The following is a 25,051-nucleotide window of genomic DNA, read 5'->3' as shown; positions in this document are numbered from 1 at the left end:
GAGCGTGAGCCCAGGTGCACTGGCGTGGGACGCCGTCGTGCTGGCCGGTGGGCGCGGCACGCGCCTGGGTGGGGTGGACAAGACTGCGCTGGAGGTCGGTGGGCGGAGCCTGCTCGATCGCGCGCTGCGCGCGAGCGCGGGGGCCCGGCGCACCGTGGTGGTGGGCCCGGAGCAGCTGCCACTGCCGCCCGAGGTGCTCCGCACCCGGGAGGATCCGGTGTTCGGTGGCCCGGTGGCCGCCGTCCACGCCGGCCTGCAGGCCCTGCCCGACGGCGCCGCCTGGGTGGCGCTGCTGGCTGCGGACCTTCCCGGGGCCGAGCAGGTGGTGGCCGAGCTGCTGCCTGCGGCGGCCGCGGCAGAGGGTCTCGACGGCGTGTGCCTGCAGGATGCCGGCGGCCGGTGGCAGTGGCTGGCCGGGATGTACCGGCGCCAGTCGCTGCAGACCGCCCTCGCGCAGCTGCCCCGGGTGGAAGGGGTCTCGTTGCGGCGCCTGCTCGCCGGCCTGCGGCTGCGCGCGCTCACGAGTGCGTCCGGGCGCGATGTCGACACCGAGGACGATCTCCGGGCGGCGCGAGCGGCGGAGCGTCTGGCAGACTCGGGCGCAGGCAGCGACCCCGCGCAGAATCGAGGCACGCGATGAGCACCGACCTTCCTCCGATCCAGGCCTGGGTGGCGCACGTGTGCGCCGAGCTCGACGTTCCCCCGGCCCTGGTCGACCTGCGCCCGCTGCTGGAGATGACCCGGGACGTGGCCCATGAGGTGGACCGCCCGGCCGCGCCCGTGACCGCCTTCATCGCCGGGCTCGCGGTCGCCTCCGGCGGGGACGCGAAGGTCGTGTCCGCGCGGATCAGCGAGCTGGCTCACGCCTGGGAGCAGGAGCAGGAGGAGGAGCGATGACCGAGGTGCGCTACTTCGCCGCTGCCGCCGAGGCCGCCGGCCGGCACGGGGAATCCCTGGCCGCCAACACCGTGGGCGAGCTGCGCGAGCTCATGGTCGAACGTCACGGCGAACCGCTGGAGCGCGTGCTCACCCGCTGCTCGCTGCTGGTCGACGGCGTGGTCGCCGAGGATGGCACCACGCTGGAGGAAACCGACGTGGTCGACGTGCTGCCGCCGTTCGCGGGCGGCTGATCAGGCACAGTCCCGACCGACCCACCATCCAGGCGCCGACCCAGGCTGGAAGCTGACTCCGTGCCGGGGACCTGGGTCAAGGGCGACCAAGCTGGGCAGGTGCGATCAGGCGAGAGCAGCGACGATCGGGCCCCGCACCGTCCGGAAGATCTCCGGGGTCGCCGCGGCGACCAGCCACGGGGTGAGCACGCGCGGGTCGTAGGGCCCGCCGTCGAGACGGCCGACGTACCCGCCGGTCTCGGTGACCAGCAACGCCCCGGGAGCGTGGTCCCACGGCCAGTCCTTGCGGTAGACGAGGTAGTCCACCGTGCCGGCGACCAGGTTCGGGTAGTCCACCCCGGCGCACCACCACGAGTCCTGCAGCGTGGGCAGATCGGAGGGCGCCGCCGAGCGCCGCAGCACCGACGACGTCGCCCCGCGCAGCCCGGCCGGCCCGCTCTCGCGGACGAACGGTGCCACCCGCTCACCGTTGCGGTAGGTGCCGGCGCCCTTCTCGGCCACCCAGGCCACCTGGTGCTCGGGCTGCCAGATCACCGCTCGGACCACCTCGGAGCCGCGCAGCTCGGAGAGCATCACGGCGTGATCGGGGGAACCATTGACGAAGTTCTTGGTGCCGTCGACCGGGTCGATGGTGAAGCTGTGCTCGGCGTCGGCGAACACCTCCAGCAGGCTGGGGTCGGCCGCGGTCGCCTCCTCGCCGAGGATCAGCGCCTGCGGGTAGGCCGCCTGCAGGGCCTTGGTGAGCACCGCCTCGGACTCGCGGTCGGCGACGGTGACGAGATCGCCGGGGCTCTTCTCGATCACCTCCTCGGCCGCCAGGGCGCGGAATCGCGGAGTGATGACGGTCGCGGCCGTCTCCTTCAGCAGATCGAGCAGAGCGGCGGAGTCCATCCCCCCAACCTGCCAGATCCTCGCGCTCCTGCGCCGGTCCGTCTCACCGACCGGGTGATGCTGTTCACGCGGTGTTGGCCGTGCCGTGGGAGGCGGTGAGCCAGTCCCGCAGCAGCGCTGCCTTCTCCGGGCGGCCCATCAACCGGTAGGCCAGCTCCCAGTCGCGGGGGTCGGCCAGCCACAGCCCGTGCCATCGGCGCAGCGGCCGCACCGGGATCGCCACCACCTCGCTGCCGCTGACGATCGCGAAGTCCACCATCACGTCGATCGCGCGCCCGGTGCCGGGGTCGCACACCTGGAACAGCGCCCGGGTGGCGAACCGCTCGCTGTCACCGCCGACCCGGCGCACCGGCAGGCCGAGCCCGTCGATCGCCGCGCGCACCAATTCCGGGTCGGCGTCGGTGATCAGGTCCCAGTCGTTGACGGCGACCTCGATACCCAGGGCGCGCAGCAGGCCCGAGCCGCCGAGTGCCACGGCGCCGTGGACGGCGATCGCCTCGTGCAGTGCCGGGAGCACCCCCAGCTCCGGGATCGCTGGACCAGGCAGGTCAGCCACCGATGGCGCTCATCGGCCGGTCCGGCTGCAGGAAGCCCGGGTCGTTGATCCCGTGGCCCGGCAGCTTGCCGGCGATGCAGCGGTGCATGAGCTCGGCGACGTCGTCATCGGTCCCGCCCGAGCGCAGCACGGTGAGCAGATCGGACTCCTCCCGCGCGAACAGGCAGTTGCGCAGTTGCCCGTCGGCCGTGATCCGCACCCGGTCACATGCCCCGCAGAACGGTTTGGTCACCGATCGGATCACACCGACGGTGGTGGGGCCGCCGTCGACGAGGAAGCGTTCGGCCGGAGCCGCGCCCCGGCCGGGCAGCGGGGTGAGGGTGAAGGCCTGCTCCAACTGGGCCAGGATCTCCTCCCCGCGCACCATCGCCACCCGCGACCAGAGGTGCCCGGCATCCAGCGGCATCTGCTCGATGAAGCGCATCTCGCATCCGGAGCGGGCGGCGAAGCGCACCAGGTCGACGAGTTCATCGTCGTTGACGTCGCGCATGGCCACGGCGTTGATCTTGACCGGGTTGAGCCCGGCCGCGAGCGCCGCGTCGATCCCGGCGAGGACGTCCGCGAGCCGGTCCCGGTGGGTCAGCTCGTGGAAGCGTTCCTTGTTCAGGGTGTCGAGGCTGATGTTGACCCGAGCCAGGCCGGCCTCGGCGAGGTCGGCGGCCACGCGCGGGAGCGCCATGCCGTTCGTGGTCATGGAGACCTCGAGCGGGCCGGTCGCCCCCTCGATCGCGGCCATCCGGCGCACCACGTCGACGGCGTCCTGCCGCAGCAGCGGTTCCCCGCCGGTCAGGCGCACCTCGACGATCCCCAGCGCTGCGGCCACCTGCGCCACCCGCACGAGCTCGTCGGTGGTGAGGATGTTGTTCTTGCTCAGCCACGGCACGCCCTCGGGCGGCATGCAGTAGGCGCAGCGCAGGTTGCACTTGTCCGTCAGGGAGATGCGCAGATCGCGGTGCACGCGCCCGAAGGCGTCGACCAGGGGGCGGGCGAGATGCTCGGAGACCATCAGAGCGCCCCCACCCAGGTGTGTGAGCCGTCCGCCAGGAGCTGCTTCTTCCAGATCGGCAGCTCGGCCTTGACCGTCTCGACCAGGTCCCGGCACGCCTCGAACGCCTCGGCGCGGTGGGCCGACCCGGCGCACGCCACGATCGCCGCGTCCCCCACGGCCAGTTCACCTGTGCGATGGCTGACGGCGAGCCTGACTTGCGGGTGCCGGGCCGCCACGTCCGCGGCGATCCGCTGCAGGGCGGCCGGGGCATCGGGATGGGCGGCGTACTCCAATCCGACCACCCGCCCGGCAGCGTCCGGGCTGTGGTCGCGGACGGTGCCGACGAAGCAGGCCGCCGCCCCGTCCGCGGATCCGGTCACGGCCTCCTGATGAGTGGCCAGGTCCAGCGCGTCGGCGCTGAGCTGCGCCAGTGCCACGGGCGCCTCGGCCTCAGACGCGGGCCCTGACGGCGACGTCTCCGTGGCTGTGGGGGTAGCTGTGGCTGTGCGCACCTCGGCCTGCGCGGGGGTCATCGGCGGGTGGTCGCCACCGTCGAGCTGGTCGAGCACGTGGGCGATCAGCGGCACCACGGCCCGCACAGTCGAGGTGAGACCACCGATCGAGCCCGGCGCATTGATCACCAGGGCACGGCCGGCCACGCCCGCCAGCGCCCGGCTGAGCACGGCGGTGGGGACGTCGTCGGCGTCCACGCGGCGCACGTACTCGATGATGCCGGGCAGACGGCGGTCCAGCACCGGCGCGGTGCCCTCGGGGGTACGGTCGCGCGGGGAGATGCCCGTGCCGCCGGTGGTCAGCACCACCCGGGCGCCCGAGGCCAGCGCCGCCCGCAGAGCACTCTCGACGGCGTCCGCGCCGTCCGGCACCACCCGCACGTCACCGACGGCGTAGCCTGCCTCGGCCAGCATCGCGGCGGCCGCAGGGCCCGACCGGTCCACCCGCTCACCGCGCGCGCACCGGTCCGAGACCGTGATCACGGCCGCGCGTACCTGTCCCGTCATGACCCCAGCGTAGTTGCGGTACCGGCGCCCGCCTCCCAGGGCTGCGATGACAGGCTGATCACGATCGCGGCGCGGAGGCCATCAGCGTCTCCGTGGACCCGCCGGGCGGGTCTACGATGACGTGAACCTGTTCTCCGAACGAGGAACGTGAGCGTGATGGGCGTCGTCGACGCACCGGGATGGGTACTCGCAGCCTGGCGCCGCAGCCTGGAGGCCGTCGGCGCCACTGCCGGGCGAGCCGAGATCGAGGCCTGCGGTGAGCGGCTGATCCGGCGGTGGTCGGATCCGAGCCGGATCCACCACAACCTCAAGCGGCTGATCGGGGTGCTCGCCCGGGTGGACGAGCTCGCACCGGAGACCCACAACCCCGATGTGGTGCGCATCGCCGCCTGGTACCACGGCGCGGCCTTCGACGCCGCTGCCCGTCAGGCCTATGCCCACCGGGGCGGGGTGGACGAACTCGCCTCCGCGGATCTGGCCCGCGCAGAGCTGACCGAGCTGGGGGTGCCCAGCGACATCGTGGACCGGGTGGCCGAGCTCATCATCGCGATCTCCCGGCACAGTGCACCCAAGGGCGACATCGACGCCCAGGCGCTGTGCGACGCCGACCTCGGGGGCCTCGCCGCCGAGCCACAGCGTTACGAGGGCTATCGGCGGGAGGTGCGCGAGGAGTACCGGCACATCCCCGACCGGGACTACCTCGAGGCCCGGCTGGCGATCGTGGCCAAGCTGCTGGGGCGCAGCACCCTGTTCGCCAGCCCCCTGGCCCAGTCCTGGGAGGACGCGGCGCGCGAGAATCTCGGCGCCGAGCGGGACCGGCTCGCTGCCGACCTGGCCGAGCTCCCGCCGCGGGGCAGCGCCGAGGCGGAGGCCGCCCGAGCCGACGAGGACCGCCCCGAGCAGGAGGACCGGCCGGACGGGCAGGCCCCCGCCGACGACGACCAGGCCGAGGCCGGTGGGGACGACGAGCAGTCGGACGTGACGGCGGAGCAGGACGGGGCGACGGAGTCACCCGAGCCCGCTCAGCCCGCCGAGCGTGCCCGCTCCACCGAGAGTGCCAACTCCACCGAGACGGTGCCCTCGCTCAGCCGGCCGCCACGGATGCCGGCGATCAAGCACGGCCACCGCGGCCCACGTCGCTGAGGCGGCGCTGCTGAGCCAGCACCGCTCGGACCACGCGATGCCGCTCCGTCCACAACCCCGCACGCCCGCTCCCCCTCCCCTGGTGGTGCGCTCGTAGCGTCGTCCTCGTCGGGATGCACACGGCACCCGGGACGAAGGAGGACGAGATGGCACAGTTCCAGGTCGACAGCGCCGAGGTGGCCCGAGCGGGGGCGAGCGCACGCACGTCCGCGGCGGCGATCCGCACCGAGGTGACCAACATGATGCGCCACCTGACGTCGCTGCAGAGCTCGTGGCGGGGCAGCGCCTCGACGTCGTTCGCTGCGCTGATCACGGAGTGGCGTGCCACGCAGCAGCAGGTGGAGTCGTCACTGGAGCAGATCTCCCAGGCGCTGGACACCGGCGCGCGCGAGTACGAGACCGCGGAGACGAGCAACACCCGGCTGTTCACCCGCTGAGTTCTACGCTGGGCCGGTGGCCATCCTCATCGACCCGCCGCTGTGGCCGGCGCACGGCACCCGGTTCTCACATCTGGTCTCCGACCACTCGCTCGCCGAGTTGCACGCGTTCGCCGCTGCCGCGGGACTCTCGGAGCGCGCCTTCGACGCCGACCACTATGACGTCCCCGTACGACTGCACGCCGAGCTGGTGGCCCGGGGGGCGCTGGCCGTGCCCGCCGGTGAGCTGATCCGGCGGCTTCGCCGCAGCGGGCTGCGGGTGCCCGCCCGCCGGCGGCCCCGGCCACGACGCGCCGCCCTGCTCGGCAGGTGGGAGCAGGTTCTCCCCGGCCGGGCCGACCTCGGCCGGGGAGTGCTCGACCGCTGGGAGGAGGACCACCGGCGCTATCACACGAGCGAACACCTGCTGGACGTGCTGGAGGCGCTGGATAAACTATGCCGTCCGCACTCCCCACCGCCGGCGGTGCTGCTGGCGGCGTGGTTCCACGATGCCGTCCACCGCGGTGAGGCAGGCGAGGACGAACGCCAGTCGGCCGCGCTGGCGCAGCGCACGCTCGACGGCGCCGGGCTACCGGGGGACCTCGTCGCGGAGGTGACCCGGCTGGTGCTGGTGACCATGGCGCATCGTCCCGATCCCGAGGATCTGCACGGCGGGCTGCTGTGCGACGCCGATCTCGCCGTCCTGGGGCGGGACGAGGCCGGCTACGGGCGCTACCTCCACCAGGTCCGGCAGGAGTACGCCCACGTCACCGACGCCGACTGGCGGACGGGGCGCTCCGCCGTCGTGCAGGGCCTGCTGGAGCTGCAGCCGCTGTTCCGTACGCCTCAGGGCGTGCATCGATGGCAGGATCGGGCCCGCGCCAACCTCACGGCCGAGCTGGAGAGCCTACGCAGCCCGAGCTGAGACACCTCCGGCACGACGAAGGCCCGCATGACGAAGGCCCCCGGTTCCACGAGGGAACCGGGGGCCTTCGATGCCTCAGGTGAGGGCGAGGGGCTCGATCAGAAGCCCATACCGCCCATGCCACCCATGTCGTCGCCACCGCCGGCGGCCGGGGCGGCCTTCTCCGGCTTGTCGGCCACGACGGCCTCGGTGGTGAGGAACAGGCCGGCGATGGAGGCCGCGTTCTGCAGCGCAGAACGGGTCACCTTCACCGGGTCGTTGATGCCGGCGGCGAGAAGGTCCTCGTACTCACCGGTCGCGGCGTTGAGGCCGTGTCCGGTGGGCAGTCCGCGCACCTTCTCCACCACGACGCCGCCCTCGAGGCCGGCGTTCACGGCGATCTGCTTGAGCGGGGCGTCCACCGCGATCTGGACGATCGAGGCACCGGTGGCCTCGTCGCCGTCCAGCTCGAGCTTGGCGAAGGCCAGCGCCGCAGCCTGGATGAGGGCCACGCCACCACCGGCGACGATCCCCTCCTCCACAGCAGCCTTGGCGTTGCGCACCGCGTCCTCGATGCGGTGCTTACGCTCCTTGAGCTCGACCTCCGTGGCGGCACCGGCCTTGATGACCGCGACACCACCGGCGAGCTTGGCCAGGCGCTCCTGGAGCTTCTCGCGGTCGTAGTCGGAGTCGGAGTTCTCGATCTCGGCGCGGATCTGGCTCACACGGCCGGCGATGGCGTCGGCGTCGCCGGCACCCTCGACGATCGTGGTCTCGTCCTTGGTCACGACGACCTTGCGGGCGGTACCGAGCACCTCGAGGCCGACGTTGTCGAGCTTGAGGCCGACGGTCTCGGACACGACCTCACCACCGGTGAGGATGGCGATGTCGTTGAGCATGGCCTTGCGGCGGTCGCCGAAGCCCGGGGCCTTGACGGCCACGGACTTGAAGGTGCCACGGATCTTGTTGAGCACCAGGGTGGCCAGGGCCTCGCCCTCGACGTCCTCGGAGATGATCAGCAGCGGCTTGCCCGACTGGATGACCTTCTCCAGCAGCGGCAGGACCTCCTTGACGTTGGAGATCTTGCCCTCGACGAGCAGGACATAGGCGTCCTCCAGAACGGCCTCCTGGCGGTCCTGGTCGGTGACGAAGTACGCCGACAGGTAGCCCTTGTCGAAGCGCATACCCTCGGTGAGCTCGAGCTCGAGGCCCAGCGCCTGGGACTCCTCGACGGTGATGACGCCTTCCTTGCCCACCTTGTCGAGGGCCTCGGCGATCAGCTCACCGATCTGCGGGTCACCGGCGGAGATGCCGGCGGTGGCCGCGATCTGCGCCTTGGTGTCCACCTCGGTGGCCGAGGTGAGCAGCTCGGCGGTGACGGCGTCGACGGCCTTCTCGATGCCCCGCTTGAGGGCGATCGGGTTGGCGCCGGCGACGACGTTGCGCAGACCCTCGCGCACGAGCGCCTGAGCCAGCACGGTGGCGGTGGTGGTGCCGTCGCCTGCGACGTCGTCAGTCTTCTTGGCGACCTCCTTGACGAGCTCGGCGCCGATCTTCTCGTAGGGCTCCTCGAGCTCGATCTCCTTGGCGATGGACACACCATCGTTGGTGATCGTGGGGGCGCCCCACTTCTTCTCGAGGACGACATTGCGTCCCCGCGGGCCGAGGGTGACCTTCACGGTGTCGGCGAGGGCGTTGAGCCCACGCTCCATCCCGCGACGGGCCTCCTCGTTGAAAGCAATCTGCTTAGCCATTGGCGGTTCGATCCTCCGGAACTGGCTTTCGGTTCGGCCGGCGGGACGCCCGCGACGGACGACGTCGATCCGGTGCGTTCACGTCACGCACCGGGCCGGCGCCTCGTCTCGCTGACCACGGTTGTCACTCTCAGAGCGAGAGTGCTAATGCCATTATTGGCACTCTCGGCCCGAGAGTGCAAGGAGGGACGGTCACGCGCTCAGGGAGCGAGCGAGGGCACGGGCAGCGAGAACCGTTGTGCGAGGGCCCGGCGAGCGGCGTGCCATCCGGACATGCCGTGCACGCCCGGGGCCGGCGGCGTGGACTGCGAGCACAGATACACCCCCGGGATCGAGACCCGGTAGGGGTCCCACGCCAGCCGGGGGCGGGCCAGCAGGCCCCAGGTGGACAGGGCACCGGAGGCGATGTCACCGCCGATGTAGTTCGCATTGTGGACCGACATCTGCGAGGCCGGGGTACAACGCGCGCTCACGACGACGTCCCGGAACCCGGGCGCGAACCGTTCGATCTGCGCGGTCAGGGCCTCCGTGATGTCGCCGGGGTGCCCGGCCGGCACGTGGGCGTAGGCCCAGCCGGGGCGCAGGCCGCCGACGATCCGGCCCGGGTCGGCGATCGCCGGATCGGAGAAGAGGGCCATGGGTCGCTGCGGCATCCGGCCCGAGGCGACCTCGTTCTCGGCCGCGGCCATCTGCTCCCGGGTGCCACCGACGTGCACGGTGGCGGCCTCGCCGACGCGCGGATCCGCCCACGGCACCGGCCCGGAGAGGACGTAGTCGACCTTCGCCGCGGCGTCGCCGTAGCGGAACCGTTCCAGGGCGCGGCGCACCGACGGGCGCATCCGTTCCCCCCAGATCTGCACCAGCCCGGCCGGTGAGGTGTCGGCGAGGTAGGCCCGGGCACGTGGCAGATCGGTCCAGGACCGCACCTCGGCATCGGTGACCACGCGGCCGCCGTGCGCCTCCAGGTCGGCGATCAGGGCCGCCGTCAGGGAGCCCGACCCCCCGACGGGGATCGGCCAGCCGACGGTGTGGGCCTGCGTGGCCAGCATCATCGCCGTGCCGGAGGCGGCGGGGCTGGGCAGCGGGGCGATCGCGTGGGCGGCCACGCCGGTGAGCAGGGCGGGGCCGAGGTCACTGGAGAAGCGCAGGTTCCAGGCGGGTGTGGCCTGCTCGAGCACCCGCAGCCCGGCAGCGGCCAGCGCGCGCAGTCCGCGCACGCTGCCCAGGCCTGCCGGCACGTGGCGGCGGTCGCCCAGCGCAAGTTCGGTGAGCAGCCCGGCGTTCTCGACCAGGGGTGCGAAGAAGTGCTGCCACGCCGGTCCGTCCGGGCCGAGCTCGGCCACGGTGCGCTCCAGCGAGCGGTAGGCGATCGCGGCGCGCCCGTCGTCAAGGGGTTGGGCGTAGGAGACCTCCGGTGCGATCAGCTCGACCCCGCGGGCGGCGAAGTCGAACTCCCCGAACGCGGGGCTGGCCAGCGCCTGCGGGTGCACGGCCGAGCAGATGTCCTCACGGAGCCCGTCGGCCTGCGGCGAGTCGAGCGTGCGCGCACCCCCGCCGGCCACCGCCTGAGCCTCGAGCACGATCACCTCGAGGCCGGCGCGCGCCATCGTGACGGCCGCCGTCAGCCCGTTCGGGCCCGAGCCGATCACGACGACGTCCGTTGCGCTGCGCACCATGCCTCCAGTCTCCCCTGTTTCCGGGACGGGCGTCAGCGGGCCGCCGTTGCGGCGCGGCGTTCCTCTGTCTCTTCCGAGGTCTCGGCGCCGGGCGGGTCGTCGGGTTCGGAGGGCTCGCGGCCGCGGGCGCTGCGCCAGGCGCCGGTGATCCGGTCGGCGACATAACGCCAGGTGAGGTCGCGGATGAAGATCGCGTCGATGGCGATCATCGCCAGCGAGAACCACGGCAGGCCCATGAGGATGGCGATGCCGACGTGGAAGGAGGTGATACCGAACAGGGCGATCACCCGGGAGGGGCGGCGCAGCAGCGCGAGCGGGAAGATCATCTGCAGGATGATCGAGCTCCACGTGATCACAGTGACCATCGGTGCCCAGGTGGTGAGCAGGTCGCTGAGCTCGGGCCAGGAGCCGAAGCGGGCCGTCTGCAGCGGGTTGTAGATCGCATAGCCGTGCTGCCAGGGCGCGCCGCCGGCCTTGAACAGGGCGCCGGAGGCGTAGACGAAGCAGACGTGGCAGGTCACCACCACGAGCACCAGGTTGTGGGCCAGGTTCGTCAGCCAGGACGGCATCCATGGGCCGCCGTTCCAGGCCCGCCGCAGCAACGGTCCGTCCTGGGCGGCGGGCTCGGCGCGCCGGTTGGCGTCCAGTGACCAACGACCGGCGGTGTCGGCGAAGAGCAGCGCGAGCAGGGTGATGCGGAACATGTTGTCGCCCTGGTCTCCCAGGGAGTCGTTCATCTCCACGAACGAGGTCCAGGCGACGAAGAAGACGGGGAGGATGATCTTGGTCCGCCAGCCCAGCACCACCAGCAGCGCCAGCCAGGCCAGGGCGAGGTAGAGGATGGTGAACGTGAGGTCGTCGAGGGCCACGCGGTGGAACAGGCTGAACAGTGGGATCTGCGGGAAGTCGCTCAGCGGCTGGGCCGCCTCCCCGTTCCACACCGAGCCGCTGCCGAAGGCGTAGTAGCGGGTGCGCCAGTTGGTGGCCAGGATCCCCAGGGCGGTCAGGCCGAGCAGGATCCGGGTGACGGCCAGGCCGTAGCGCGCGTGCTTGGCACCGACCAGCCAGGTCTCGATCCAGGCCAAGGTGCGCCCGGTGAGCGAGCCCGTCGAACGGGCGAGGTCTGCTGTCAGCGAGGTGGCGGCGCGGGCACCGGCGCCGATGACGTGGCGCGCGCTCATCGCTGGGACTCCTCGACCGCGGTGCGGAAGATGTCCGCGAACCGCTCCCGGGACTGGCCGGGGTACTCGATCAGGCCCCGCCAGCCGGTGACATAGGGCTGGACGGCGGGGCGCTCGGCCTCAGGGTCGTTGCGCTGGCCGTAGGGGATGACGTTCTGGCGGCTGACGACGAACTGCACCTGGAGCACGTCCTCACCCCACATGGCGTAGGCCACCTGGGTGGCGTAGGCGTTCACAGTCTCCTCGATCGCCATGTAGTCGGTGACGGCGCCGCCGTTGCCGTGCTCCCGCAGGGCTTCCTCCATACGTTCACGCCAGTCCTCGCCGTTGTAGTACCCGAGGGCGACGATCTCCTGCTGGGCGTCGTCGAGGTCGAGGTAGGCGCTGCGGTAGCGCCCGGAGAGCTCGCTGGCGGTGATGGCGGCCCGTGGCGGGAAGAAGTTGTGGGTGAGCATGTCCAGCTCAGCGGCGGTGGCATCGACCCACTCGGTCTCCGCGGTGGACTCACCCTCGGTGATGGTGGCGCGCACCTGGAGGCGGTAGTCACCGTTGATCGGCTCGGGCGCGAACACGCTCCAGCTCTGGCCGTGCATCGGGATCATGTACCGGCTCAGTACCTCGCCGGGGATGACCTGGCGCAGGCCGGAGGCGGGCGCGATCCAGAGGAAGGTGGCGAAGATGTGGAAGGCGGTGAACAGCACCGCCACCACCACGACCACGCGCTTGAGCCGGCTCAACGGTGTGCCGACGTGTTCGCTGTCCGGGCTCTCGCCCCCGGTGGCGTGGGCGGCGTCGGTGCGGGCCGCCGCGTCGTTGCTCGTCATGTCAGTTCGTTTCCCACCGGGCCATCATGCTGCACCGCCGTGCAGCGGGAAGGCCGTGACGCGGGTCGGTCCCGGAGCGTCCTGCGACGCTCCGGGACCGACCCTTGATCCGTGCTCATCCGCGATGCGGATCAGGCCACGTGCGACCGCCGGTTGCCGGTCAGCAGGAGGCCGAGACCGAGGCACATGAGTGCCAGGGCGATCACGACGAACAGAGTGTCGAGGCCGGCGCCGGTGTCGGGAAGGCTCCCGCCATCGTCGCCGTCCGCGTCGGCATCCGCATCGCTGGCGCTCGTCGCGTCAGCGGTGTCGTCAGCCGTGTCGTCCGCAGCCGCATCGGCGTCGGCCGAAGCCTCAGCCGAGGCGTCGGTGGAGGAGTCCGCCGTCGCTGCCGCGTCGGCCGCAGCAGCGGCCTCAGCGGTGGCGTCGGAGTCGGCATCCGCGGTCACGGCCGCCGAGGCGTCCGCAGCGGTGTCGGAGGAGTTGTCCGCGTTCGCCGCCGCCTCAGCTGCCGCAGCAGCCGACGCATCCGGGTCCGTGGTCGCATCCGCCGACGCATCGCTCGAGGCGTCCTCGTCCGCAGCGGCCTCAGCCGCCGCAGCCGCGGTCACATCGGCAGCAGCCGAAGCGTCCGACTCGTTGTCCTCGTCAGCCGCCGCCTCAGCAGCAGCCTCAGCCGAGGCGTTGGAGTCATCGTCCGCATCCGCCGAGGCCGACGCCGACGCCGAGGCGTTGGTGTTGGCATCGGAGTCCGCCGAAGCCTCAGCCGAGGCATCGGTGGAGGAGTCCGCCGTCGCCGCCGCGTCGGCCGCAGCAGCGGCCTCGGAGGTGGCGTCGGAATCGGCGTTCGCCGACGCGGCCGACGAAGCGTCCGCAGCGGTGTTCGAGGAGTTGTCCGCGTTCGCCGCCGCCTCAGCTGCCGCAGCAGCCGACGCATCCGGGTCCGTGGTCGCATCCGCCGAGGCGTCCTGAGAGGCGTCCTCGTCTGCAGCGGCCTCAGCTGCCGCAGCCGCGGTCGCATCGGCAGCAGCCGAGGCATCCGTCTCGTTGTCCGCACTCGCCGCAGCTTCCGCTGCCGCTTCAGCCGACGCGTTCGAGTTGTCATCGGCGTCGGCAGACGCGGCGGCCGAGGCCGACGCATTGTCGTTGTAGACGCCGACCACGAACGGGGCATCGACCTCGTCGACCGACTCGTCCGCGTAGGTCACCAGCACCGGGATGTTGACGGTGCTGTCGGCATCCTCGATGCCAGGTGTCCACGTGACCTCACCGGTCTCGGCGTCGACCGTCGCACCCTCCGGAGCGTCGTCCGCGAGGGCGAAGCTCGTCCCCGGCGGGAAGCCGTCGCCCGGCTCGCCGTCCACACTGAACGTCGGCGGCGCAGACGTGGCTTCCACGCCCACGTTCGCCTCGGTCTCGGTGTAGTCGACATCGATCGCCTCGGCGATGGTTTCCACCTGGAAGGGGGCGTCGACCTCGTCGGTCGATCCGTCCGGGTAGGTGACCACCACGGGGATGTTCACGAGCTGTCCGGCGTCCTCCCCGAACGGCGTGAAGGAGACGACACCGGTCGCCTCGTCGACCGCGGAGTTCTCCGGCGCGCCCTCAGCCAGCTCGTACGAGGTCCCCTCAGGGGCCTCGGCCGCGCCGTCGGCGTCAGTGAACGTCGGCTCGTCCGACAGTGCTTCCTGTCCGAGCTCCGCCGGGGTCACGGCGTACGCCGGGTCCAGCAGGTTCGCGGAGGTGTCGCCCACCACGAACGGCGCGTAGATCAGGTCGCCCGAGCCGTCCGAGTAGGTCACCACGACCGGGATGTTCACCGTGGTGTTGGCGTCCTCCAGGGCCGGCGTGAAGGTGACCTCGCCGGTCTCGGAGTCGACCTCGGCGCTGTCAGGTGCGTCGAATCCGGTCGCGTAGCTGACCTCAGGTGCCGTGACGTCCTCGCCGAAGTCCGGCGAATCCGAGACAGCGGCCACGCCCGGGCTCGCCTGGGTCGGCGCGTACTCCGGGTCGAACTCGGAGGCAACGGTGTCGCCCACCTGGAAGTTGGCCCCGACCAGATCGGTCGAGCCGTCGTCGTAGGTGACCTCGACCGGGAAGGTGACGGTGTCGTTCGCGTCGTCGAGCGTCGGGGTGTACGTGATCGCACCCGTGGTCTCGTCAATGCTGCCGCCGTCCGGCGCCTCATCGGTCAAGGCGAAGGTCGTGCCCTCGGGAGCGTCCAGACCCTCCGTGCCCTCACTGTCGGTGAAGGTCGGGTCCTCGGACGTCGCCTCCTCACCGATCTCAGCGTCGGTGTCGGTGTAGAAGGGATCGAAGGAGTCGGCCAGCGTGGCCACTACGAACGGGGCGTCGACCTCATCGGTCGAGCCGTCGTCGTAGGTCACCACGACCGGGATGTCCACCGTAGTGTCGGCGTCGTCCACGGTCGGGGTGTAGGTGACCGCGCCAGTGGCGCCATCGATCGTGGCGCCGTCGGGCGCGTCATCGCCCAGCGCGTACTCCACGCCCTCCGGCGCTTCGTCCACCGGGCCATCAGCGTCGGAGAAGGTCGGCGCCTCGGACGTCACCTCGACACCCACGAACGCGTCGGTGTCGGTGTAGGCCGGCTCGAACAGCCCGGCGTTGGTGTCGCCCACCTCGAACGGCGCGTCGGTCGTGTCGGTCGAACCGTCCGGGTAGGTCACCACCACCGGCACGTTCACCGTGGTGTTGGCGTCGTCCAGGGCCGGCGTGAAGGTGACCACGCCGGTCGTCTCATCGATCGACGCGCTGTCCGGCGCGTCGTCGCCCAGGGCGTACTCCGTGCCGGTAGGCGCGGTGGCGGGGTCACCCTCGGCATCGGTGAAGGTCGGCTCCTCGGAGTCGACCGACTCACCCGGCACCGCATCCGTCGGCGCGTACGCCGGCTCGAAGGAGGTGGCGTTGGAGGGCTCATCGCTGGCGCGAACCGTGGAGGAGGCCAGGTCGAGCGCCACGCCGCTGGCGAGGCCAGGCAGCACGTCGATCGCCATCGGGCGGACCGTGAAGGATTCGTCGCCCAGGTCGCCCTCGCCGTTGATCGGCTCCGCGGTGGGCTGCTCGTTGATCGTGATGCTGACCAGGTCGTTGAGCCCACTGAACAGCGGCGAAAGCGAGGCCAGGATCGGGTCGATCAGGCCGGTGAGCGTGGTGTCGAGGTCGTCACCGATGGTGTCGATGAGCGTGCCGACGGTGCCGCCGACGACATCGAGCAATTCGTCAACCAGCGGTGTGACGAGTCCGTCGGTGAGGTCCTCGAGGCTCAAGCCAAGAAGCCCAAGGATGGTGTCGAGGACGCCACCGTCTGTGTTGATCTCCACGGCAGGCTCGGTCGTGTCGTCGGTGCCTGCGAGCTGGCCGAGCGTGGTGTCAACCAAGATCTCGGCGGAGGTGCTGTTGACCAGGTACGACAGTTGAGCCGACAGGTCGAGCGTCACGGAGGTCTCGTTGAGGACCTCGGTCACGCCCTCGGTGACCTTGGAAGTCAGGCTGCCGAGCGCCTCCGAGACCGCCGTCGTGACGAGACCGATCTGCTCGTCGTCGAGAAGCGGGGTGTTGGCGTCGAGGCCGTTCAGCCCCTCCGGACCACCGAGCTGGGCGAGGTCGACCGAAATCAGCCCGCTGTTCAGGTCGATGGAGACGATGCCGTTCGGGTCGACCAGCGGCTCGTTGATCAGCGTGTTGCTGAGCTCGCTGAGCGCGGCGTCGAGACCGTCGACACCGATCGTCCCGGAGCTGACGTCCACACCGATACCGAGAACACTCAGGTCGATGTCCAGGTCACCCAGCAGACTGCCGACCGTGCCCTCGGAACCGAGTGCTGCATCGACCGTGCCGCCGACACCGATGAGCGTGTCGTCGAGGTCCGTGGACAGGTCGTCAACCAGAGGGCTGGAGACCGCGAGCTGGGCGTCGGCGATCAGGTACTCGCTGTCGACCGCCGTGCCGTCGGTGACCTCGGCGCGTGAAGCGATGGCGCCGAGCTGGATCCCGAGCTGATCCACGACCTCGTCAGTGACGCCGTCGAGGCCAAGCTGTTCCAGCGGCGCGGTCAGGTCGACTGTGGCAACCGGTCCGCCATCAATGGCGTCCGGGTTGATCGAACCTTCACCCGTGATCGCACCGGATGCGGCGACGGAGGACTGGAAGTCCGGGGAGGAGGCATAACCGTTGAGCAGGCCGGCCGCGGCGTTGTCACCGAGGTCGAGCAGCCCGCTACCGGCGGTGCCGTTACCGATGAGCGGCAGCGTGACGCCGCCGACGTTGATACCCACGATCCCTTCGAGCACCGAGGCGTCGATGTCGGCGCTGTTCGGCCCGGGGTCGCTCGGGTTGCCGGACTCGGTGGTGATCGCGTCGACCGCGTCGAGACCGAGTGCGTCGAGGTTGATCAGCTCGGCGAGTGCCTCACTGTCGTCCGACGGGATGGCGTTGGCCGGCGTCAGCGTGCCGGAGAGACCAACGGCCCCCAGCGCGATGGCGGTGACCATGGCGGTTGCGCCCGCCAACGGCCGCTGCCATGCGGAGCGCGCTCGTCTGCGCGCGACATTCCTGTTTTTCTGCACGTAACTCCCCCGAGCCTTGGGTGCGTGGTGCCCGTGACCCGGTCGGGTCCGTGGCGTGTTCGATTCCATGACGTCCATCACAGACGACTGCAACGAGACTCTACGGACGTTCAAGCATCGCCGTCACCCCAGGAACATCACGAATCGATAACATCTCGCATGCTGGCCCGACCCCGGCGTGACACATCCGACCCGCTATGTCGGCAACCACGATTACGCTCGAGCCCATGTCCGGACGCCTGCTCCCCGCCCTGTGCGGGGCCGTGCTCGTGGCGGCGCTGGTTGCCGTCGCCGTCCTGACGGCGCCCCGCACCCGTGCCGACACGATCGCGCTCTACCACGAGGGCATCGGCCTGAGCGCAACCGGTGAGCTGGTCCTGATCCCCGAGGGCGAGGCGCCCGCCTACCTCCCCGGGTCCCGGGTGCTCGCACCTGCACCCGACGCCCCGGCAGCCACCCTCGCCGGCGCCGAGGACCTGGCCGAGCAGACCCGAGCGTGGATGGACGCCGGCTCGGTGCCCGGCGCCGGGGGCCGCTTCGACGACCTCGCCACCGACGCGCTGCTGGACCTGCACGCCCTGCTGCGCGGTGGCGACGGTGCCATCGCCGGCGCCATGCCCCGGTGGCACTACGTCTGGCCCCGGGACGCCGCGTTCATCGCCTCCGGACTGAGCGCAACGGGCCACCACGAGGACGCCCTCGAGGTGCTCACATTCCTGCAGCAGGTCCAGGCGCCCGAGGGCACCTTCCATGCGCGTTACACCGTGGCCGACCAGCTGCCTCCGGACGGCCGCGGGCTCCAGACCGACGGCACCGGCTGGGCGCTGTGGGCCCTCGACAACGTGGTGAGCGCCGTCGGGCCCACCGAACAGCAGGAACTGCTCGACCGCTTCGCCCCACTGCTCGACCGCTCAACCGCCTTCCTGCTCGCCGAGGTCGCCGCGGGCCCGCTCCCCGCGCCGTCGGCCGACTACTGGGAGCACCAGGAGCATGAAGTCACTCTCGGCACCGCCGCCCCGGTGCTGGCCGGCCTCGAGGCAGCGGCGCACCTGCACGGACTGCGCGGGACGACCGAGCGCGCGAGCGAGATCTCGGCCGGCGCCGCGCAGCTGCGGGAGGCGATCGCAGCCGAATTCGGCACTTCCGGCTACGGCCGCTACCCGGGCCGGTCGGTCCAGGACGCCGCCGCCGCGTTCGTGCTCCCGCCGTACGTGAGCGAGCCGCTGCCCGGCGCCGCCTCGGCCTGGCGCACCTCGATCGACGCCATGGCCCGGCCTGCGGGCGGACTCGCCCCCGGAGCTGCATGGCCGGAAACGCAGTACTCCTGGACCCCACAGACCGCCCTCTACGCCTGGACCGCTGCGAGCATGGGCGATGACGACCTGGCGATGAGCCTGCTGACGTGGATCGATGAGCACCGCACCGCCACCGGGGCCATCCCGGAGAAGGTCGGCCCGGACGGCGCCCCCGCCGCCGTCGCCCCACTCGCGTGGACGTGCGCGCTCGTGCTACTCACCCTGCACGAACTGGAGCAGCCCGACCGACAGTGACGACCGCGCTCACCCCAACTGGTCCGGGCGCAGCACCACATAGATCCCGTTCGGTGCCGCGTTCGCATCCTCGACCAGATCGGTGATGCCGAGCTCGGCTCCGATCGCCTCGGCCTCCGCCGCGATGTCCTCGTCGCGGTAGTAGATCGTGGTAGTGGTCGGCAGACTGTAGGCGTAGTCGCCCGTGACGACGTTCGTCCAACCCGCCTCGGCGAGCACGGCCTGGCTCTCCCCGGCGACGCCGAACTCGCTGGTGCCGTTGAGCACCCACACGGCAACGCCCTGATCCAGATCAGCCGGGAGCTCGGTGGGCTCAGCGGGCTCGGTCTCCTCGTCCGTCGGCTCGCCGTCGGTCGGTTCGTCGACGGGCTCCTCGGTGGCATCGCCCGACGTCTCCTCGTCCGAGGTACCCACCGACGGGGTGGGGTCGGCCCCCGGGTCGATGGTGTCACGCGAGACCGCCTGCACCACCACGAAGGCCAGCAGCGGGGCGAGCACCAGTACCACGAGGAACGGCAGCGCCTGGCGCCACCGGGGCACCCGCTCACGGTGCACCCCGGCCGGCGTGCGGTCGGCACCGAGGGCGTCGAACTCGTCCTCGTCGTAGGGGTAGGAGGGATCCGGGTTGCTCACGACAGGCAGGCTAACCCGTCAGCGGCCGGTCACAGGTCGTGGCCGAGGCGCCGCGCGGAGCGCTCGCGCTGACGCACACTGCGCATCCGCCGCAGTCGCTTGACCAGCATCGGCTCAGCCGCCAGCGCCGCGGGCTCGTCGATGAGCGCGTTCAGCACCTGGTAGTAGCGGGTGGCGGACATGTCGAAGAGCTCGCGGATGGCGGTCTCCTTCGCACCGGCGTACTTCCACCACTGGCGCTCGAAGGCGAGGATCTCGGCGTCTCGGTCGCTGAGCTCGGCCGTGCCGCTCGGCGTGGGGAGCGGGTGCGCTGCCGCCATCGGTCCTCCTCGGTTCGTTCCTGACAACTGCGCGCCATCCTACGGGCAAACGACACGCGTGTCATTCGCCTCCCCCACGGGCCGATGTGATAGCGCAGCCCGGCCCGCCCACCTCATCACCAGCTCCATCTCCTACCCTGGGCTGGTGGAGAACTCGCCCGCACCCGACCACCGCCCGCTCGCCGACATCGTCGATCCCGGGTGGGCCCAGGCGCTGGCCCCGGTCGAGGCCGACATCCACGCGATGGGTGAGTTCCTCCGTGCCGAGAACGCCGCCGGCCGCGGCTACCTGCCGGCCGGCGAGCACGTGCTGCGGGCGTTCACCCACCCGATCTCCGACGTGCGGGTGCTGATCGTGGGCCAGGACCCCTACCCCACCCCCGGCCATGCCATGGGCCTGTCGTTCTCGGTGCAGCCGCACGTGCGGCCGATTCCCCGCTCGCTGCAGAACATCTACCGCGAGCTCGGCGAGGACCTCGGGCTGCCCGCCCCCAGCACCGGAGACCTCACGCCCTGGGCTGACGCCGGCGTGCTCCTGCTCAACCGGAGCCTGACCGTGCAGCCGGGCGAACCCGCCTCCCACCGGGGCAAGGGCTGGGAACGGGTCACCGATGCGGCGATCCGCGCGCTCGTCGCCCGGCAGCAGCCGCTGGTGGCCATCCTGTGGGGGCGCGACGCCCAGTCGCTGCGTCCGCTGCTCGGGCAGACCCCGATCATCGCCTCCGCCCATCCGAGCCCGCTGTCCGCCTCCCGCGGCTTTTTCGGCTCGCGGCCCTTCTCCCGGGCGAACGACCTGCTGCGCGAGCTCGGCGGGGACCCGGTGGACTGGCGGCTCGCATGACCGCGCCCCGCTGGCGCCGCTACGTCGCCATCGGCGACAGCATGACGGAAGGCCTGTGGGATCCCCACCCCGAGCACCCCGACCACCTGCTCGGCTGGGCCGACCGCCTCTCCGCCGCGATCGCCAACCGTCAGCGCGCCGCCGGGCAACTGCCGCTGGAGTACGCCAATCTCGCCGTCCGCGGACGCCTGCTCGGGCCTATCCTCGAGGACCAGCTGCCACGCGCGCTCGAGACCTCCCCGGACCTGATCTCGATCGTCGGAGGCGGCAACGACCTGCTCCGGCCCGGCTCCGACCCCGACCGCTTAGCGGTCCGGCTCGACCGGGCGGTCCGCACCGCCCGCGCGGCCGGGACGGATGTGCTCCTCGCCACCGGCACCGACACCCGCAACGCGGGGCTGCTGCGCGGCATCCGGCCCCGGGTGGCGATCTACAACGCCCACCTCTGGTCGATCGCCCGGCGCCATGGTGCGCACGTGCTTGACGTCTGGGGTCTGCTGCCCCTGCAGGACTGGCGTATGTGGGCCCAGGACCGGATCCACCTCAGCCCGCTGGGCCACGCGCGCGTCGCCGACGCCGCCCTGGTCGCTCTTGGGCTGGAGCCCGAGCATCCCGATTGGGACGTCCCCCTGACCCGGCTGCCCGCTCCCCCGACGGCGCAACGACTGCGCGCGGACGCCGCCTGGATGCACCGGGACGTCCTGCCGTGGGCGGGCCGGAGGTTACGAGGCCGCTCCTCCGGGGACACCCAGCAGGCCAAGCGGTCCCAGCCCGGGCCGTCCGACTGAGCGATCAGCCTGCCACCGGCAGGTGCCGCTCCCACCACGCCAGGATGTGCTCGAACCGAGCCCGCCGATGCTGCGGTCTCCCCGACCGGCTGAGCTCGTGCCCCTCACCGGGGAAGAGCAGCAACTCCGCCTCCACGCCCCGGCGCCGCAGCTCGGTGTACCAGCGCTGCCCCTGCTCCACCGGGCACCGCCAGTCGTTCTCGGAGTGGATCACCAGCGTCGGGGTGCTCACCCGGTCCAGGAACGTCATCGGACTCTGCGCCGCGATCCGCTCCGGATCGGTCCCGAGGTAGGCGTCGGCGAAGAACCACCCGATGTCGGAGGACCCGATGAAGCTGACCGGATCCAGGAAGCCGCGTTCGACGATCGCCGCGGTGAACCGGTCGGTCCGCGTGGTCAGCCAGGCCGACATGTACCCGCCGTAGGAGCCGCCGAGCACGCCGAGCCGTTCGGCGTCGAGCTGCGGGTGGCTTTCCAGCGAGGCATCGAGGAAGGCGAGGATGTCCGCGGCGTCACGGCCGCCGAAGCCGCCGATGATCGCCCGCGCGTGGTCCTCGCCGTAGCCGAGCGAGCCACGCGGATTGCAGAACACGACGGCGTAGCCCGCCTGCGTGTACACCTGCACCTCATCGAAGAACATCGAGGTGTACTGCGCAGCCGGGCCGCCGTGGATGAGCAGCAGCACTGGGTGGGGGCCCTCACCCTCGGGGACGCTCACCCACCCGTGCACCGGGTAGGCGTCGGCTCCGGTGGTGGTCAGCTCGACCGGCCGGGCCACGCCCGCCTCCTGCCGCAGCCGGGCGGAGAGGTCAGTCAGGCGGCGTGGGGTTCCCGTGGCCGGGACGTGCCACAGGTCGGCGACGCTGTCCGGGCTGCCGGCCACCAAGAGCGCCGAACCGTCGGGCACAGCGGCGAGGGCACGCGCCTCATGGCCCTCGAGCAGTCGCGTGCCGGCCTCGCCTCGCCAGCGCAGCACCGGCGAGGTGCCACGGTCGGCGGTGAGGAGAAGGACGCCGTCGTCGGCCGGTTCGATCACCCCCGTCAGGGTGAGCGACGCCGGATCGGTGAGCCTGGTCAGGCCCGTCAGGGCGGCGCCGTTCAGCCCTCCCCGGTACAGCGCCGGCGACCGGCCGATGAAGTCCATCCGGTTCGGACCCTGATCGGTGAGCAGCAACCAGAGCCGGCCGGCGCCGTCGATACTCACCGCACCCGGGGCCAGCGTCCCCACGTCGAGCACGGTCGCCGTCGAGGATGCCTCGGCGGCGTGGTGGACCAGGTCGCCGGCGATGGCGTCGGGTGCCGAGCGGATGATGAGCAGGCCGGTGCCGTCGGGTGTCCACACCGGGATGCGGTGGTCGCGGGGCTCGCTGCTGATCTGCTCGACACGGACCCCCGGCACACCCCAAGCCTGCTCCGAGACGTCCGGAGCGTCCGCACACGGGTCCAGCAGTGGGCTGCCTGCCGTGGGGACGTCGGCGACGAAGACGTGCTGCGGCCGGTCGGCGTAATAGCCGAGCCCGTCTGTGCGGTAGGTCAGGTGCCGGAAGTGGCGCGGCCGCTCCGCCTCGGGACCGACGTCGGTGGTGCCGTAGCGTCCCTCCTCCGGGACCCGGGCGGTGTAGGCGATGCGCGTGGAATCGGGGCTGAAGGCGGGCCGTCCCGTGATGCCGGTGCGGTGGGCGGTGAGCACGCGGGGTTCGCCGCCGCCGGCGGGCATGAGCGCCAGCTGTGCGGCGCCCTCCACCGTGCGCACGAAGGCGAGCCAGCGCCCGTCGGGGGAGAACACCGGCTCGGCGTCGGAGACCCCGAACGTGAGCGGCGTCATCGCACCATCCGCCAGGTCCGCCCGCCACAGGGACGCAACGTAGCGGTCCGCCGTCAGGTCAGGGCGCCGCACGGGCACCACGGCCCACGTCCCGTCGGGGTGGACCGCGGGGGCGCCGAGGTCGCGGACGAGGCTCAGGTGCTCAGGCAGCATGCTCGCACTCTATGACGGCCCTGCGACATGACAGCCCCACGACGTCAGCCGACGAGGTGGACCGCGTCGAACGGAGCGGCCGAGGACAGCCGGTCACGGATCCCCTGGGTCACGACGCCCTTGGCCGCACGCACGGCCTCCTCGACGCTCGCTCCCTGAGCGAGAAGGGCCGTGACGGCGGCCGCGACGGTGCACCCGGCCCCGCTCACCCGCTCCTCGCCGATCTTCGGGGTGGTGAGCACGATCGTGCGCTCCCCGTCGAAGAGCACGTCGACGGCGTCCGGCCCGGGCAACTCCACCCCGCCCTTGGCCAGGACGTACTGCGGGCCGAGGGCGTGGATGCGCCGCGCCGCCTCGGCGAGGTCGTCCACGCTCTCGATCGCATCCATCCCGGCAAGGGTGCGGGCCTCGAAGACGTTCGGGGTGATCACCGTGGCCAGCGGCAGGATCCGCTCGCGCAGCGCGTTGTCGGTGTCCAGCGCGGCACCGGGTTCCTGGCCCTTGCAGATCAGGACCGGATCGAGCACCACGTGCCGCCACGGGTGCGCGGCGATCGAGGTCGCCACGGTGTCGATGGTGGCGGGGGTGCCGAGCATCCCGATCTTGACGACCTCCGGGGCGTGGCAGGCCAGGCCGACCTCGATCTGGTCGGCGATCACCTGCGGGTCGACCGGGACGAACCGGTGCGCCCAGTTGTTCGCGGGGTCGAACGAGACGATGCACGTGAGCGTGCCGAAGCCATAGGCGCCCAGCGCCTGGAACGTGCGCAGGTCCGCCTGGATGCCGGCGCCGCCGGTCGCTTCGGAGCCCGCGATCACGTAGGCACGAGCCGGTGAGGTGCTGGTGGTCGGTGGCGTAGTGGTCTCAGACACGCCACCACGGTACGTCGCCCGTGCTGCTGGAGCCACCTGTCGGATTCGAACCGACGACCGTCCGCTTACAAGGCGGGTGCTCTACCAGCTGAGCTAAGGTGGCGCGCCCCCGAGGGGCGAGTGGCAGTGTGCCAGATCGGCTGGGGCCGGGACGACCTCGTGCAGTCGCCGCCGGCCCCGGCCGGTGGGTCAGCGGCTCTGGAGCTCGCTGAGCAGGGCTCCCTCGGTGGTCCACTGCTGGGACGGGTCGCCTTCGGTCGTACCCCACTCATCGCCCTCGATCACGATCGTGGGCGTGCTGGAGTAGCCGTCACGCCGAGCCTGCTCCGAGGCCACCTCGACCCACTCGCTGTAGGTGCCCTCGCTGAAGGAGTCGGCCACCTCCTGCGGCACGCCGGCGTCGACGGCGATCTGCGCGATCTCCTCGTCGGTCAGGCCGGTGGAGTTCTCGGCCGGCTGGTTCGCGAACATCGCCGCCATGAAGTCCAGCGCCGCCTCGGGTGCCTCGGTCGCGGTCACGGCGAACGCGTTGGCCGCGCGGGTGGAGTACTCCGTACCGTTGGAGAGGCGGTCGAGGTAGTCGAGCGGGTGGTAGATCACGGTCGCCTCGCCCTCAGCGGCCGCCTGGGCCATGTCGGGGCCGTTGATCTCCTCGAACTGGCCGCAGAACGGGCACATGAAGTCGACATAGATGTCGACGGCCGGCTCGTCGTCATTCGCGGCGCCGACGCCGTCGGCGCCGAAGGTGATGCCGCCGTGCAGGTCCGCACCGGCGGGGATCTCACCCTCGAAGTCCGACAGCAGGGTGCGGCCGGCCTGCTGGGAGATCATGATCGCGGCGGCGGCGATGAGTGCCACGACCACGAGCACCACGCCGATGAGGATGCCGCGGTTGCGCTTGTCGTTCCTGGCCTGGATCTTGCGGAGGCGCTCGGCCTCCTGGCGGGCGGCTTCGCGCCGCTCAGCCTTGCTGCTGGTTGCCATCACAGGGTCCTTGTCCG

Annotated in this window: 23 protein-coding genes and 1 tRNA gene; 9 read left to right on the top strand and 15 right to left on the bottom strand. The window is 71.6% G+C overall.

Features of this window, described 5'->3' with window-relative positions; all coding sequences use genetic code 11:
- Positions 1-4: 4 nt before the first annotated feature.
- From mobA to LQF12_RS02815, 3 genes are read left to right on the top strand one after another with little or no spacing between them, the layout of a single operon-like run.
- Positions 5-640 carry a molybdenum cofactor guanylyltransferase gene (gene mobA / locus LQF12_RS02825; protein ID WP_231054488.1) on the top strand — a complete coding sequence of 212 codons (636 nt, stop codon included), beginning with the start codon at positions 5-7 and terminating at the stop codon, positions 638-640.
- Positions 637-897, top strand: a complete 261-nt coding sequence (locus LQF12_RS02820) for a DUF6457 domain-containing protein (protein ID WP_231054487.1) — start codon at positions 637-639, stop codon at positions 895-897. The genes mobA and LQF12_RS02820 overlap by 4 nt, the downstream gene beginning before the upstream one ends.
- A complete protein-coding gene (locus tag LQF12_RS02815) occupies positions 894-1,130 on the top strand; it encodes a MoaD/ThiS family protein (RefSeq protein ID WP_231054486.1) in 237 nt (78 codons plus the stop codon). Before LQF12_RS02820 ends, LQF12_RS02815 begins: the two co-directional genes overlap by 4 nt.
- A 105-nt stretch (positions 1,131-1,235) precedes the next feature.
- Here the strand turns inward: LQF12_RS02815 and LQF12_RS02810 are convergent, their stop codons facing one another.
- The 4 genes from LQF12_RS02810 to LQF12_RS16480 form a co-directional block, all read right to left on the bottom strand.
- Positions 1,236-2,021, bottom strand: a complete 786-nt coding sequence (locus LQF12_RS02810; RefSeq protein WP_231054485.1) for an inositol monophosphatase family protein — start codon at positions 2,019-2,021, stop codon at positions 1,236-1,238.
- A 64-nt stretch (positions 2,022-2,085) separates the two neighbouring features.
- Positions 2,086-2,577, bottom strand: coding sequence for a hypothetical protein (locus LQF12_RS02805; RefSeq protein WP_231054484.1), 492 nt, complete (start codon positions 2,575-2,577; stop codon positions 2,086-2,088).
- A complete protein-coding gene (gene moaA, locus LQF12_RS02800) occupies positions 2,570-3,583 on the bottom strand; it encodes a GTP 3',8-cyclase MoaA (RefSeq protein ID WP_231054483.1) in 1,014 nt (337 codons plus the stop codon). The genes LQF12_RS02805 and moaA overlap by 8 nt, the downstream gene beginning before the upstream one ends.
- On the bottom strand, positions 3,583-4,584 hold the full coding sequence (locus LQF12_RS16480) for a molybdopterin-binding protein (RefSeq protein ID WP_354004692.1): 1,002 nt from the start codon (positions 4,582-4,584) through the stop codon (positions 3,583-3,585). Before LQF12_RS16480 ends, moaA begins: the two co-directional genes overlap by 1 nt.
- Positions 4,585-4,731: 147 nt before the next feature.
- On the opposite strand from LQF12_RS16480, the gene LQF12_RS02785 reads away from it, so the two are divergent.
- The 3 genes from LQF12_RS02785 (at position 4,732) to LQF12_RS02775 (ending at position 7,068) form a co-directional block, all read left to right on the top strand.
- On the top strand, positions 4,732-5,727 hold the full coding sequence (locus LQF12_RS02785; RefSeq protein WP_435531208.1) for an HD domain-containing protein: 996 nt from the start codon (positions 4,732-4,734) through the stop codon (positions 5,725-5,727).
- A gap of 146 nt (positions 5,728-5,873) precedes the next feature.
- The gene (locus tag LQF12_RS02780; protein WP_231054482.1) at positions 5,874-6,164 is read left to right on the top strand and encodes a WXG100 family type VII secretion target; all 291 of its coding nucleotides are present in this window, start codon (positions 5,874-5,876) and stop codon (positions 6,162-6,164) included.
- A 16-nt stretch (positions 6,165-6,180) separates the two neighbouring features.
- Positions 6,181-7,068, top strand: a complete 888-nt coding sequence (locus LQF12_RS02775; protein ID WP_231054481.1) for a DUF4031 domain-containing protein — start codon at positions 6,181-6,183, stop codon at positions 7,066-7,068.
- Between the two features lie 98 nt (positions 7,069-7,166).
- On the opposite strand, the gene groL is transcribed toward LQF12_RS02775, so the two are convergent.
- The 5 genes from groL to LQF12_RS02750 all read right to left on the bottom strand — a co-directional run bounded on the left by groL (position 7,167) and on the right by LQF12_RS02750 (position 17,137).
- Positions 7,167-8,801 (bottom strand): chaperonin GroEL, encoded by a 1,635-nt coding sequence (groL, locus tag LQF12_RS02770; RefSeq protein ID WP_231054480.1) that lies wholly within the window; start codon positions 8,799-8,801, stop codon positions 7,167-7,169.
- A gap of 200 nt (positions 8,802-9,001) precedes the next feature.
- Entirely contained in the window at positions 9,002-10,477 is a 1,476-nt protein-coding gene (locus tag LQF12_RS02765; RefSeq protein ID WP_231054479.1) for a phytoene desaturase family protein, read from the bottom strand.
- Between the two features lie 32 nt (positions 10,478-10,509).
- A complete protein-coding gene (locus LQF12_RS02760; RefSeq protein WP_231054478.1) occupies positions 10,510-11,658 on the bottom strand; it encodes an HTTM domain-containing protein in 1,149 nt (382 codons plus the stop codon).
- The gene (locus LQF12_RS02755; RefSeq protein WP_231054477.1) at positions 11,655-12,482 is read right to left on the bottom strand and encodes a DUF5819 family protein; all 828 of its coding nucleotides are present in this window, start codon (positions 12,480-12,482) and stop codon (positions 11,655-11,657) included. Before LQF12_RS02755 ends, LQF12_RS02760 begins: the two co-directional genes overlap by 4 nt.
- Positions 12,483-12,613: 131 nt before the next feature.
- Entirely contained in the window at positions 12,614-17,137 is a 4,524-nt protein-coding gene (locus LQF12_RS02750; RefSeq protein ID WP_231054476.1) for a Rib/alpha-like domain-containing protein, read from the bottom strand.
- A gap of 158 nt (positions 17,138-17,295) precedes the next feature.
- Between LQF12_RS02750 and LQF12_RS02745 the strand changes: the two genes are divergently transcribed.
- Positions 17,296-18,618, top strand: coding sequence for a glycoside hydrolase family 15 protein (locus LQF12_RS02745; protein WP_231054475.1), 1,323 nt, complete (start codon positions 17,296-17,298; stop codon positions 18,616-18,618).
- 9 nt (positions 18,619-18,627) lie between these two features.
- On the opposite strand, the gene LQF12_RS02740 is transcribed toward LQF12_RS02745, so the two are convergent.
- Together LQF12_RS02740 and LQF12_RS02735 are read right to left on the bottom strand one after the other, a co-directional pair.
- Positions 18,628-19,251, bottom strand: a complete 624-nt coding sequence (locus LQF12_RS02740; protein WP_231054474.1) for a LytR C-terminal domain-containing protein — start codon at positions 19,249-19,251, stop codon at positions 18,628-18,630.
- Positions 19,252-19,280: 29 nt separating this feature from the next.
- Positions 19,281-19,571 (bottom strand): DUF3263 domain-containing protein, encoded by a 291-nt coding sequence (locus LQF12_RS02735; protein WP_231054473.1) that lies wholly within the window; start codon positions 19,569-19,571, stop codon positions 19,281-19,283.
- Between the two features lie 145 nt (positions 19,572-19,716).
- Here LQF12_RS02735 and LQF12_RS02730 point away from each other — a divergent pair, with 145 nt between their 5' ends.
- The gene (locus LQF12_RS02730; protein ID WP_231054472.1) at positions 19,717-20,412 is read left to right on the top strand and encodes a uracil-DNA glycosylase; all 696 of its coding nucleotides are present in this window, start codon (positions 19,717-19,719) and stop codon (positions 20,410-20,412) included.
- On the top strand, positions 20,409-21,200 hold the full coding sequence (locus tag LQF12_RS02725; protein ID WP_231054471.1) for an SGNH/GDSL hydrolase family protein: 792 nt from the start codon (positions 20,409-20,411) through the stop codon (positions 21,198-21,200). The genes LQF12_RS02730 and LQF12_RS02725 overlap by 4 nt, the downstream gene beginning before the upstream one ends.
- Before the next feature lie 4 nt (positions 21,201-21,204).
- On the opposite strand, the gene LQF12_RS02720 is transcribed toward LQF12_RS02725, so the two are convergent.
- The 4 genes from LQF12_RS02720 to LQF12_RS02705 all read right to left on the bottom strand — a co-directional run bounded on the left by LQF12_RS02720 (position 21,205) and on the right by LQF12_RS02705 (position 25,034).
- Entirely contained in the window at positions 21,205-23,178 is a 1,974-nt protein-coding gene (locus tag LQF12_RS02720; RefSeq protein WP_231054470.1) for a S9 family peptidase, read from the bottom strand.
- 44 nt (positions 23,179-23,222) lie between these two features.
- Positions 23,223-24,050 carry a hydroxymethylpyrimidine/phosphomethylpyrimidine kinase gene (locus tag LQF12_RS02715; protein WP_231054469.1) on the bottom strand — a complete coding sequence of 276 codons (828 nt, stop codon included), beginning with the start codon at positions 24,048-24,050 and terminating at the stop codon, positions 23,223-23,225.
- 27 nt (positions 24,051-24,077) lie between these two features.
- Positions 24,078-24,153 (bottom strand) — tRNA-Thr (locus LQF12_RS02710).
- Positions 24,154-24,239: 86 nt separating this feature from the next.
- A complete protein-coding gene (locus LQF12_RS02705; RefSeq protein WP_231054468.1) occupies positions 24,240-25,034 on the bottom strand; it encodes a DsbA family protein in 795 nt (264 codons plus the stop codon).
- Positions 25,035-25,051 lie beyond the last annotated feature (17 nt).

Source organism: Ruania suaedae (assembly GCF_021049265.1).
GTDB classification, from domain to species: Bacteria; Actinomycetota; Actinomycetes; order Actinomycetales; family Beutenbergiaceae; genus Ruania; species Ruania suaedae.
The sequence above is the reverse complement of the archived record's forward strand: the minus strand, read 5'-3'. Positions and strand labels throughout refer to the sequence as shown.